The organism is Herbaspirillum sp. Sphag64, assembly GCF_014192645.1.
Classification (GTDB): Bacteria; Pseudomonadota; Gammaproteobacteria; order Burkholderiales; family Burkholderiaceae_D; genus Herbaspirillum.
In genome coordinates this window covers 32,214-44,363 of sequence record NZ_JACHYE010000019.1, presented here as the reverse complement: position 1 = coordinate 44,363, position 12,150 = coordinate 32,214, and the positions used below count along the sequence as shown (strand labels likewise).

7 protein-coding genes and 1 pseudogene are annotated in these 12,150 nt (G+C 54.8%); 5 read left to right on the top strand and 3 right to left on the bottom strand.

Translation table 11 applies throughout. The features are described 5' to 3' along the window. Both FHW66_RS19540 and FHW66_RS19535 read right to left on the bottom strand, forming a co-directional pair. Nucleotides 1-179, bottom strand: a 179-nt coding sequence (locus FHW66_RS19540; RefSeq protein WP_183381506.1) for a porin, incomplete at its 3' end; no start/stop codon positions are given. A gap of 497 nt (nt 180-676) precedes the next feature. After that, nucleotides 677-1,330 (bottom strand): TetR/AcrR family transcriptional regulator, encoded by a 654-nt coding sequence (locus FHW66_RS19535; RefSeq protein WP_183381505.1) that lies wholly within the window; start codon nt 1,328-1,330, stop codon nt 677-679. A 239-nt stretch (nt 1,331-1,569) separates the two neighbouring features. Here FHW66_RS19535 and FHW66_RS19530 point away from each other — a divergent pair, with 239 nt between their 5' ends. The 5 genes and pseudogenes from FHW66_RS19530 (at nt 1,570) to FHW66_RS19510 (ending at nt 11,179) form a co-directional block, all read left to right on the top strand. Beyond that, nucleotides 1,570-2,649: an efflux RND transporter periplasmic adaptor subunit gene (locus FHW66_RS19530; RefSeq protein WP_183381511.1), complete on the top strand. Its 1,080-nt coding sequence runs from the start codon at nt 1,570-1,572 to the stop codon at nt 2,647-2,649. Continuing rightward, nucleotides 2,646-5,792, top strand: a complete 3,147-nt coding sequence (locus FHW66_RS19525; protein ID WP_183381504.1) for an efflux RND transporter permease subunit — start codon at nt 2,646-2,648, stop codon at nt 5,790-5,792. Before FHW66_RS19530 ends, FHW66_RS19525 begins: the two co-directional genes overlap by 4 nt. After that, complete coding sequence (locus FHW66_RS19520) at nt 5,792-7,270, top strand: efflux transporter outer membrane subunit (protein WP_183381503.1); 1,479 nt, start codon at nt 5,792-5,794, stop codon at nt 7,268-7,270. The genes FHW66_RS19525 and FHW66_RS19520 overlap by 1 nt, the downstream gene beginning before the upstream one ends. Before the next feature lie 553 nt (nt 7,271-7,823). After that, nucleotides 7,824-9,821, top strand: a complete 1,998-nt coding sequence (locus tag FHW66_RS19515) for a methyl-accepting chemotaxis protein (protein WP_183381502.1) — start codon at nt 7,824-7,826, stop codon at nt 9,819-9,821. A 251-nt stretch (nt 9,822-10,072) separates the two neighbouring features. Beyond that, nucleotides 10,073-11,179: pseudogene (locus tag FHW66_RS19510) on the top strand (NAD(P)/FAD-dependent oxidoreductase). Nucleotides 11,180-11,213: 34 nt separating this feature from the next. On the opposite strand, the gene FHW66_RS19505 reads toward FHW66_RS19510, so the two are convergent. Then, nucleotides 11,214-11,951 carry an ABC transporter substrate-binding protein gene (locus tag FHW66_RS19505; protein ID WP_183381510.1) on the bottom strand — a complete coding sequence of 246 codons (738 nt, stop codon included), beginning with the start codon at nt 11,949-11,951 and terminating at the stop codon, nt 11,214-11,216. Nucleotides 11,952-12,150: the final 199 nt, after the last annotated feature.

Genomic DNA, 12,150 nt, shown 5'->3' with positions numbered 1-12,150 from the left:
TGGGTGCCAGTCTTTGTGGTAGAGCCAATCTGAACTCCACTCTGATAGTTCACACCAGCGTCGATACGACCGTAGATGGTCACATTGGATTGGGCCTGAGCTGCTGCGCAGGCGCAAGACAACACAGCCGCGACAGCAAGCGGCTTCGCAATAAATGCGACCTTTGATGCTTTTTTCATTTCATCTCCTAAATATGCTTGTGGGACGTCCACTATGTTTCGAGCGTTGCACTCGAATTCTTTTCTTATTGGCAATGTCTCCAGGGAACCATGTGATCGGTTCTCCGTTTTTCGCCGCCTACATTTTATGTAGTTTTACTAAAAATTTTAGTTAATTCTACACACTAAAAAAATTATTTCCATTGTTTTTTATCGCAACTACGTCACTTTATCGACCTATGCGCAGCTGCAGCACCCTATTTACCGCTAAACTGCTTGATGCATGTACTAATATTACAAGTAACTTTGCTACTTTGCGAAGGTTTTAAAACACCATGAGTGTTGTAATTTTCCACAAAAATACAAACAAAATAATTGACAAGAAAAAAATATCGGAGATTTTTCAATGGGGAAAAAACATCGGATCCTACCAAACGGTAAGTCGGTTTCAGATAAAACAAGGGATTAGCACAACAAGCTCATATTCTTCACTAACTGACCCGGACGATCGGAGGTGATTATTTTTTCTTCGAGGTCGTTGTGGGGACCGCAAATGGCTGCGGTAGTGCAATCGCACTTCTGAGAAAATAAGACAATACTGCCGAGCCGGTAGCAGCATCAATGCGCTGGGGATCACAGCGATGCGCAAAACTCACCCCTTCACACAAGGCCAGCAAGCCAATCGCAATGTCATCAACCGGTGCCAACGGCGTCATCCCGGTCAATCTGGCGTAAGCCTCGATAAAGCCAGCGATCTGCTGGTGCCGCTCTTCCTGAAACTGATTGAGCCGGATCCGAAACTTCTCGTCACGCAGAGCGACAATCTTGGCGTCCATACACAACAAACTAGACGTATCTTTCGATACCAGCGTGCTGTAGTAGTCCACCAGTTGCGCGTACAAATGGGCCGGATCCAGCATCGGCGCTTCCAGTAACTCCCGAAATTGTGATTCGATCACCGCGCTTTCTCGGTCCATCAACTCAAAGAACAACTCGGTCTTGTCTTCAAAATTGGAATAAAAAGCGCCGCGAGAATATCCCGCAGCAGAAGTGATTTCTTCGACGCTGGCATGGGCAAACCCCTTCTGCACAAAGACATCATGGGCTGCTGCCAACAGGCGTTCACGGGTCTGTTCGCGACTTTGCTCGCGACTTAGGCGTTGACGATTCATGGTTGTATTTTAACACTGTCGAATTCAAATACATCATTGCATCCGAATTCATATATGAATTAGAATAAAAAAGGACCTCCGCTGCGGACACGCGCTGGCGAAGTCGGTCAATTGTCCTCATTCCAGAAAGGAATTTCGTGAAGCCCGCCCTTCCCCGCCGCCGCACAGGCATTGCCTTGCCACCTGACGCACCACAAACCCACATTCCACTTCGCATCACAACTGGCAAGAATCTACTGATGCTGACGCTGATCGGGATGCTGGTAGCCTGTCACGATCAGCCACCAACCGTCGTCGCGCCACATGAAGTGGTAGTTTTGCCAGCGCAGACCATTTCCAGCTCGGCACAATTGCAGTTGCCGGCAGAGCTGCAAGCCCGCTTCACTACGCCAATGTCATTTCGCGTCGCTGGTCAATTGCTTGAACGACGCGTTCACCTTGGTGACAAGGTGCATCGTGGCGATATTCTGGCGCGCCTGGATGCGGTCGATGCCGAGCAAAACGCTGCCAGTGCTGCAGCCGATCTATCAGCAGCGCGACAACATCTGGAAGCGGCAGAAAAGCAGTGGCAGCGCGATACAGCACAAGCGCAGGAGAAATTGATCAGCAGTCAGCAACTGGAACAAACCCAGGATGCCTACGCAGCAGCACAATCACAGTTCAAATCCGCACAGGCGCGGGCTACCGTGGCCGACAATCAGCATCGCTATACCAATCTGGTGTCACCGCATGACGGGGTCATCACCGCCGAACTGGCCGATACCGGCGCAGTGCTGACAGCGGGACAGGCGGTCTTTTCATTGGCCTGGTCGGGAGCAACGGACATCACGACAGAAGCCGCCGAAAATCAGGTTACGAAGATTCAGGTCGGAGCACCTTCTGTGCTGACACTATCAGCATTGCCAGCGGGTCGTTTCACTGGTCATGTCCGTGAGATCAGTCCGGCAGCCGATCCACAAAGCCGGACCTATCGCATCAAGGTAACGCTGGACGACGTTGATCCTGCGTTGCGACTGGGGATGACCGGTGTCGTAGCGATCGACACCGGCACCAATGCGGCTGCAGGACAAGCCATTCGTGTACCTTCAACCGCCCTGTTTCATCAAGGTGATCGGCCGGCTGTCTGGATCGTCCGTGCAGATGACAGCAAGCTCGAACTGCGCACAGTCACCGTCAGTACCTACGGTGAGCGCAGTGTGACAATCAGCAGCGGTCTTGCTGCTGGCGAAAAGATCGTGGTGCAAGGCGTGCACACGCTCACTGCCGGTGACAAGGTCAACCCGGTTGCCCCACTGCATGCTGAGGACTTCGCATCATGAGTGGCTCAGGACGTTTCAACCTGTCTTCCTGGACCCTGCAACATCAGGCGCTGGTGACCTTTATTCTCGCGCTGGTGACCTTGCTGGGCATTCGTTCCTACAATAATCTTTCGCAATCTGAAGACCCCCCGTTCACCTTCAAGGTCATGGTGATCCAGACCAACTGGCCGGGAGCAACTGCGCGCCAGGTACAGGAACAGATTACTGATCGCATTGCCCGTAAATTGCAGGAAACGCCGGATGTCGATTTCCTGCGCAGTTATTCCCGCCCGGGAGAGTCTCAACTCTTCTTTACGATCAAGGACAGCGCACCCGCCAGCCAGGTTGCCGGAACCTGGTATCAGGTCCGCAAAAAGGTTGGTGATATGGCCGGGACCCTACCTGGCGGTGTCAAGGGCCCGTATTTCAATGATGAATTCGGCGATGTCTATACCAATATCTACTCACTTGAGGGTGATGGTTTTTCTCCGGCACAGTTGCATGACTATGCCGACCAGTTGCGCGGCGAACTGTTGAAGGTTCCGGGTGTCGGCAAGATCGATTACTTTGGCGACCGTGAGCAGCATATCTATATCGACATTTCGAACAGTCAGATGACGCGCCTGGGAATCAATCCCCAGCAGCTAGGTGATCTGATCAGCAGTCAGAACGTTGTCGCACCGGGTGGCTTGATCACGACTGACAATGACCGGGTATATGTCCGCCCGACCGGTCAATTCACTGACCTGCAATCGATAAGCGACAAGCTCATCCGCATCAATGGGCGCAGTTTCAGATTGGGCGATATTGCCACTATCCGTTTTGGCTATGACGAGCCGCAGCAACAAGAGATGCGCTCCAATGGCAAACCGGTGCTGGGGATTGGCGTGACCATGCAACCCGGCGGCGACGTGATCCGGCTTGGTCGTGCACTGGATGAACAGACCACGGCATTGCGCAAACGCCTGCCAGCAGGACTCACGCTCAACGCGGTATCGAGTATGCCGGATGCGGTAGCGCGCTCGGTCGATGATTTTCTGGAAGCCGTTGCCGAGGCAGTCGGTATCGTGCTGGTCGTCAGTCTGTTGTCGCTGGGTCTGCGTACTGGCATGGTGGTGGTGATTTCGATCCCGATTGTGCTGGCAGTTACCGCACTGTTCATGTACCTGTTCGATATTGGCTTGCACAAGGTGTCGCTGGGAACACTGGTACTGGCATTGGGCCTGCTGGTGGATGATGCGATCATCGCAGTCGAGATGATGGCGGTCAAACTGGAGCAAGGCTGGAACCGCACGCGAGCAGCTGCCTTCGCCTATATCAGTACCGCCTTTCCGATGCTGACCGGCACCTTGGTCACCGTGGCTGGTTTTCTGCCGATTGCCATGGCCAAATCCAGCACCGGCGAATATACGCGCTCGATTTTTGAAGTGTCGGCCATCGCGCTGATTGTTTCCTGGCTCGCTGCAGTGATCCTGATTCCACTACTGGGATATCACATCCTCAAAGAGAAACCGGGTGCTGACCAGCAGGAAGTGCATGAGGATGGGCCGCATGAAGAGGACCATGACCATCCGATCTATCAGACCCGTGTCTACCAGCGCTTGCGGCGTGTGGTGTCATGGTGCGTGATCCATCGTGGTCGCGTCGTGCTGGCAACAGCACTATTGTTCGTCGGTGCCATGGCCGCATTTGGCCTGGTGCCACAGCAGTTCTTCCCCAGCTCGGACCGTCCTGAATTGCTGATTGATTTACGTCTGCCGGAACGCGCATCGTTCGAAGCAACCCAGCGGGAAGCGATCCGGATGGAAGCGCTACTTAAAGGCCGTCCGGAAGTGGACCATGTAATCAACTTCGTCGGTACCGGTGCACCACGTTTTTATCTGCCGCTGGATCAGCAACTGCCGAGTGCCAACTTTGCGCAATTTGTGGTCACCACGAGGTCCGTAGAAGACCGCGAAAAACTGGCCAAGTCGCTCGACGCACCTTTGCGTGAGCAATTCGGTGGCCTGCGCACCCGTCTGACGCGCCTGGAAAACGGGCCACCTGTCGGCTTCCCGGTGCAGTTCCGCGTCAGTGGTGACAAGATCGATGAGGTACGAGCCATCGCCGAGAAGGTCGCAGCACAAATCCGCCAGGAACCCCGCACACAGAACGTACAGCTGGACTGGGATGAGCCGGCACAACGCTCCGCCAGCTTTGAGGTCGATCAACAACGTGCGGCAGAGTTGGGAGTCAGCTCTGAACAGATTGCCAACTTCCTGGCCATGCAACTCTCTGGTTACACGGTGACCCAGTTCCGTCAGCGCGACAAACTCATCAGCATTGATCTGCGCGCACCCAAAATGGAACGGGTTGATCCCTCGCGCCTGGAAACACTGGCCATGCCAACCGCCAATGGGGCTGTGCCGCTGGCGACACTCGGACACGTGCGCTATGACCTGGAATATGGCGTCATCTGGGAACGTGACCGACAATCCACCATCACGGTGCAGGCGGATGTAGTCAGCGGTGTGCAAGGCATTGACGTGACCAATGCGATTGATACCAAACTGAGCACATTGCGTACCCAACTGCCGGTTGGCTATCGGATTCAAATCGGCGGCTCAGTCGAAGAAAGTGCCAAGGGTCAGTCATCCATTGCAGCGCAGATGCCATTGATGCTGATCGCGGTGCTGGTGCTGCTGATGGTGCAATTGCAAAGCTTCGGTCGGGTCATCATGGTGGTGCTGACTGCGCCATTGGGAATGATTGGCGTGGTCGCAGCCTTGCTGTTATTCCACAAACCGTTCGGTTTTGTTGCAATGCTCGGCACCATCGCCATGTTGGGCATCATCATGCGCAATTCGGTGATCCTGGTGGACCAGATTGATCAGGATATCCGTGCCGGACGCGGTCGCTTTGATGCTATTGTCGGTGCCACTGTGCGACGTTTCCGCCCGATTACCTTGACTGCGGCAGCCGCCGTTCTGGCGCTGATTCCGCTCCTGCGCAGCAACTTCTTTGGACCAATGGCGACTGCGCTGATGGGGGGTATCACCGTTGCCACCATCCTCACCCTGTTTTATCTGCCTGCGCTGTATGCCTTGTGCTACCGCGTCAAACCGACAGAAACGCACCATGCCGACCAAAATGGTACCGGCGCAACACCTGAAGGGAGCCACTGATGCGTACCCACACTCGCGCCAGAAAGTCCGTATCCATCGCACTGTTGCCAGTACTGACCAGTCTGGCGCTGGCCGCCTGCACCATGGGTCCTAACGCTGAGGCACCGAGCATGCCGCAACCGCAACAGTACGGCGTAAACACCACACCGCAGGTGGTTGGCCCGGAAGGTGCGCAACAACATTTTGCGCTGGGTGAGCGCCTGATCCCGCAATGGTGGCAAGCGTTCCAATGCGCGCCGTTATCCGCATGGATTGATGAAGCCTTGCGCAACAATCACACACTGACGCAGGCACAGCACAATCTGCAAGGTGCACGTGAACAGCTGCGGGCACAAATTGGCGAGACATTACTGCCCAGCGTGGATGCCACTTTGCAAAGCAATCGCCAGCGGGCTTTGGGCTTACCCAATCTTGGTACTCCAACCAACCTCTACAACACCTTTGCCGGCGAGATCAGTGCCAGTTATACATTTGACCTGTTTGGTGTGGCTCGCTATGCCAATTCTGCCCTGGCAGCACAAATTGATGCGCAGTCTTACCAGCTTGATGCGGCACGCCGTACCGTCGCCGCCAATCTGGTCATTGCTGCCATCAATAGTGCAGCCTTGAAGGCACAGGTAGAAGCCACGCAACGCCTGATCGCGCTGGCCGATGCCGATGCGGCTGAAGCACAGCAACGACATGCATTAGGAGCTTCTTCTCAGGATGATGTACTGGCAGCACAAACCAATGCGGAGTCACTACGCACCAGTCTGCCTTCGCTACAGGCACAGTGGCAAGCTACCCGTCATGCGCTGGCAGTACTGATGGGACGCACACCGGATGCTGCACCGCCAGATCTGGACCTGGCGAGTGTGACACTGCCAGCCAACATCCCGATATCCATCCCGTCAGACCTGCTACGCCAGCGTCCTGACATTCTTGCCGCCGATGCTGCACTCAAGGTGGCAGGCGCAGAGGAAGCTGTTGCTACCGCCCAGCTCTATCCAAGCCTGTCGATCAGCGCCTCTTTTGGTCAAGCCGGTTTTACCTGGCCATCTGCTATCGGCGGTGCAGGCGCGGTGTGGGGCATTGGCAGCTCATTAACCCATCCGCTGTTTCATGGTGGCGCACTGCAAGCCAAGAAGCGCGCCGCTCATGATGCCTTTGAGGCAGCCCAGGATAATTACCGGCAAACCGTTCTGAATGCTTTTCAGAATGTTGCCGATAGCCTCAGCGCACTGACGCATGATGCCGATACGGTACAGGCCGCCGGCAATGCCCGGCAACACAGCGAGCGAAGCTGGCATGACGCGCAACGGCGATTGGCACTAGGCGCGATCGCACCTGGCACGGCACGCGCTAGCGAGAAGCAGTTCCATAATGCTCGTCTGACTGAGATTCGCGCCACGGCTGCGCGTCTTGCCGATACCGCAACCCTGTTCCAGGCCATGGGTATTGATCATGAAGAAAACCGGGATGGTGGTAGTACGCAATAGCCATAAAAAACCTGTAGCACCGCGCCCCGTAGTCAACCCTGACACGGGGCACGCGCCCTCCAGCCAGGTTACTGAGAGGTTGTTGCGAAAATAGCGTGGCGAGGCGCGGTGACGCAGACAGTACGATTAGTACGATTAGTACGACAAGGGGCCGCAACAACGCCACGGTAATTTCGCAACAGCCTCTTAGCCTCCCGCGCTGCAAAAGCCACCGCTCCTTCCTGGTACGCCCTCGAACATGGCATTTCATCGAATAACAACAGTTGTAAAAAGGAATGATTTATCCCCGCTGGTTGTGGATAAATCAATAAACCTGTGGCACTCTTCTCAGCAAGAGTGGGTTTAACAGCAGATTAATTTCGATTGCTTACCAGAATTTTATTGCTCCCCCGCGCTAAATTCTGATTTGTTGGTTGACTGCTTTACCTGAGCGATAAAGATTGCGAACAAATGAATCGCGACGCCTCCGCCTCAGACACGTTTTATCTACGTCGCGCTACCGCCGTCACGGGCAGCGCGGGTTCGACTATTTCGTTCACTCAGGGGAGAATCCATGCTGTCCTCATTGCGCACCAAGCTCATCGTGATCTGCGCGTTGATTGTGGCATTTGCCATGATCGCGCTCAGCGCGGCCAATATCATCAGTGTCAGAAGCGATACGCTAGAGACGCTACACACCCAGATGGCTCAACTGACAGAGACTCACGCTGCCAATATCGTTGAATGGGTCCGCAGCAAGCGCACCATCACTAGCGCCATGAAGCAGGCACTCAAACAATCAGATCCACTTCCAGCCGTTCTGGAAGCCAAGGAAGCAGGGGCATTTGATGATGCCTACATTGGCTATCCCGATAAACGCATGCTGTCGCCGCATCCCATGCCAGCAGGCTATGATCCGACTGCTCGCCCTTGGTACAAACAGGCCGTGGATGCAGGCACTCCGGTATTGACTGCTCCCTATGTTGATGCCACCACCGGCAAACTGGTCGTCACCTTTGCCGAGCCCGTGGGCGACAAGAACGACCTCAAGGCGGTGCTCGGCTCGGATGTCGTGCTTGACACCGTCGTGCGCAATGTCGCTGGCATCAAACCAACCCCCAACAGTTTTGCCTTCATTGTCGACAAGAATGGCGTTATCATCACGCATCCCAACAAAGAATTGGCACTCAAACCTATTTCGGCACTCGACCCGGCCCTGACGGCACAGAGTCTTGCTTCCTTCAGCCAAGGGGGTGAAATCACACTCAACGGCGTACGGTATCTGCTGTATGTGCATCCAATTGACGGCACCGACTGGTCACTGGCGGTAGCAACAAACTACGGTGAAGCAACCCACTCGATTCGTGCGCTGATGACTACCTCGGCAGTGGCAGCTATATTGGCCATTGCTGCAGCCGCACTCCTCTTGACCTTGACCATCACCGGATTGCTCAAACGACTCGGCGTGGTCCGTGATGCGCTGGAGGATATTGCTTCTGGCGAAGGTGACCTGACACGTCGTATCGACACCCACGGCAATGATGAGTTGGCTCAGATTGCCAGTTCCTTCAACAGCTTTGTCGAAAAAATCGCAGGCACCTTGCGACAAATCCGTGATGCCAGCGAGTCCGTCAAAACCTCATCCGGCGAAATCGCCAGCGGCAATCTCGACTTGTCAGGGCGTACTGAACAGCAAGCGGGCTCACTGGAAGAAACAGCCTCGGCAATGGAGCAATTGACATCCACCGTGAAACAAAATGCCGATAACGCGCGCCAGGCCAATCAGCTGGCTGTCTCTGCCTCGGAAGTCGCAACGCAAGGCGGTGCCGTGGTCGCGCAGGTGGTCGATACCATGGGTTCCATCAATACCTCGGCACGCAAGATCGTCGATATCATCAGCGTGATTGACGGAATTGCCTTCCAGACCAATATCCTGGCGCTCAATGCCGCGGTCGAAGCGGCCCGGGCTGGTGAACAAGGCCGTGGTTTTGCCGTTGTCGCTTCTGAAGTGCGCAGCCTGGCGCAACGCAGCGCCACTGCCGCCAAGGAAATCAAGGTACTCATTGATGCCTCGGTCAGCGAGGTCGACGCTGGCAGTCAGCTGGTCGAACAAGCAGGTAGCACGATGACAGAAGTGGTTTCCAGCGTGCGGCGGGTAACCGATATCGTGGGAGAAATCAGTGCCGCAAGCCAGGAGCAAAGTGCCGGTATCGGTGAAATTGGTCGGGCGATCACCATGATGGATCAGGCAACACAACAAAATGCTGCACTGGTCGAACAGGCAGCGGCAGCGGCGCAATCCCTGCAGGAGCAGGCAGCCAATCTGGCCAAGGCTGTTGCAGGTTTCAAACTACACGATCACGCCCAAGCAGCGCCGGTGAGAAAGCCGGAAGTCAAACGGACGGTCGACATCACGCCATCGGTTGCCGCACTTAAGAACAAACCTGCTGCAGCCTCGACCAAGACAGCCCCAGCTAAGCCCAAGCCTGCTCCCGAGAGCAAGGCCGTGAGCGTGCCCAAGGCAGGCAGGAAGGAAGCGGCTACTGACGACAACTCTTGGGAAGAGTTTTAGCTAACCGCTCCAGCGGCACCGATTTAACGTCTGTCGTAAAAAAATATGCCTGCGTAACCCGTTATTGGTAGCGCAGGCGTTTTTTTCACCAACGTTGCCAGCAATAATGTCTACTGTCCGGATGCAATCAACTGCATAGCCAAAATCGAATCAAGTGGCATGATGGCTATCACTTACGAAGTTAGAATTGCGCACTTAACGAAATTATATGAAGAGCGAAACGCAGATTCATGTGCAGAGGATCGTTTTGAATGGAAAAAGTTGATTGTATTGTGATCGGTGCTGGGGTTGTGGGTCTTGCAATCGCGCGCGCACTAGCACAACGCGGACTGGAAACGGTTGTCATTGAAAGCGAACCCGCTATTGGTACAGGTATAAGCTCGCGCAACAGCGAGGTGGTGCATGCAGGCATTTACTACCCGCCCAATTCACTCAAGGCACAGCTATGTGTGCGTGGAAGAGATCTACTATATGACTACTGCGAAGCGCGTGGAATAGCTCATGCACGATGTGGAAAATTCATTGTCGCGACTTCAACACAACAAATTGCTTTGCTCGAAGATCTGCACATGGCAGGTCGAAACAACGGCGTGGACGGGCTCGAGATGCTATCAGGTACACATGCCTGCAAGAGCGAACCGCAACTTTCTTGTGTAGCAGCACTGCATAGCAGTAGTACCGGAATCGTCGATAGTCACGCCTTTATGCTATCGCTTCAGGCTGACTGCGAAGCCGCCGGTGGCGTGCTTGCATTTGCCTCGCCAGTAATTGCCGGAAGTTCTTCTACAAACGGCATCACATTGTAAATTACCGGACAGCAACCAACGACACTATGTGCGGATATTGTCATCAACTGCGCTGGCCTGCAGGCACAACAGATTGCCCATACCTTAACGGGACTCGATTCAGACAAAATACCAAGGCTCCATCTAGCCAAGTGTAATTACTACAGTCTTTCTGGCCGCTCACCTTTTTCACGCCTGATTTATCCCATCCCGGAACCTGGTGGACTGGGAGTACATTTAACTATTGATTTGGGTGGTCAGGCACGTTTCGGCCCAGATGTTGAGTGGACCGAACATATTGACTATCAAGTTGATCCACGTCGGGCGGACAGTTTCTATGCGGCTATCCGACAATACTGGCCAGCACTTCCAGACGGTGCACTACAGCCTGGCTATGCAGGTATTCGTCCCAAGCTTTCAGGTCCGGGCGAACCTCCCGCCGACTTCATGATTCAGGGGCCATCGGAGCACGGCGTGCCGGGGCTAGTGAATCTGTTTGGCATCGAATCGCCAGGATTGACCTCATCACTGGCCATCGCCGAGAACGTTCTACTTAAAATTCGAATCCGCTAGACGCCGGACAATGATTTTCCTCGACCTAGCAGCATCAATCGTTGGGACCGGCGACGATGGCACCATCAATCTGATGCCGCGCCAGTGAGGCAGCAACAAAGCCCGACGCCTTCATCTGCTCGACAAATGCTGAGAGATAGCGGCTGGCAGCCTCACCGCGCGCCTTTGGAATACCCATGGCCTGGCGAATCACCATGAAGCGTTGATCCAGAATCCGTAAGCCACCCAAACGTGCCGCATCCCGTTCAAGCTGTTGCCGCACGCCAGCAGCAACCGTCAGATGCTGCTCCAGAAATTCTGGCACGACGGCCGGCGACGTCGGCATGCGCACAATCCTTGCCTGCCGCAGTTCGCGGCTCAGGAACAGATCATAAGCACTACCTTTGCCGACGGCGACGGTAACCCCTGGCCGATCAACCTCGGCATTACTGGTAATCGTTGACGCAGTTCGCACTGCGTAATAGCCTTCAATCAACACATAGGGGGCGGTAAAACTGATTTGCTCCCCACGCAAGGGATCAATCGCAAAAAATCCGATGTCGGCCTGCCCCTGCACCACCTTCTCAACGGATGCTCCGGCTGCCGGCACCGCTACCAGTTCCAACCCAACGCCAAGTCGGCGTGCCAGTTCCTGCGCCAGGTCGACCGATACGCCGACCGGCTTGCCGGTGAGGGTATCGAGACTGGCCAACACAGGATTGCCCAGATTGATTGCTGCCCGCAAGGTTCCCTCAGGGGCAAACGCACCGACCAGCGATGCATCCACAGGCATCGCCGAAACGCCAGCGGCATCGATGGCAGATCCGCTCTGTGCCATCGGCACTGCGCGCCAGGCCAGCAGGCAATAGAGAAAAAGAAAACGTGTGAGCCGCTCAGCGGCATAGAAAATTCGTGTCATCGGCATTGAAGGTGAAGGCTGGGGTCAGAGTCAAGGTAACGGTAGCAACATGTATAAATTACCACCCACAATA

What these genes read in the sequence shown, in the direction of transcription:
- FHW66_RS19535 (WP_183381505.1), bottom strand. Translation starts at nt 1,330, where the DNA reads ATGAATCGTCAACGCCTAAGTCGCGAGCAAAGTCGCGAACAGACCCGT.
- FHW66_RS19530 (WP_183381511.1), top strand. Translation starts at nt 1,570, where the DNA reads ATGCTGACGCTGATCGGGATGCTGGTAGCCTGTCACGATCAGCCACCA.
- FHW66_RS19525 (WP_183381504.1), top strand. Translation starts at nt 2,646, where the DNA reads ATGAGTGGCTCAGGACGTTTCAACCTGTCTTCCTGGACCCTGCAACAT.
- FHW66_RS19520 (WP_183381503.1), top strand. Translation starts at nt 5,792, where the DNA reads ATGCGTACCCACACTCGCGCCAGAAAGTCCGTATCCATCGCACTGTTG.
- FHW66_RS19515 (WP_183381502.1), top strand. Translation starts at nt 7,824, where the DNA reads ATGCTGTCCTCATTGCGCACCAAGCTCATCGTGATCTGCGCGTTGATT.
- FHW66_RS19505 (WP_183381510.1), bottom strand. Translation starts at nt 11,951, where the DNA reads ATGCCTGTGGATGCATCGCTGGTCGGTGCGTTTGCCCCTGAGGGAACC.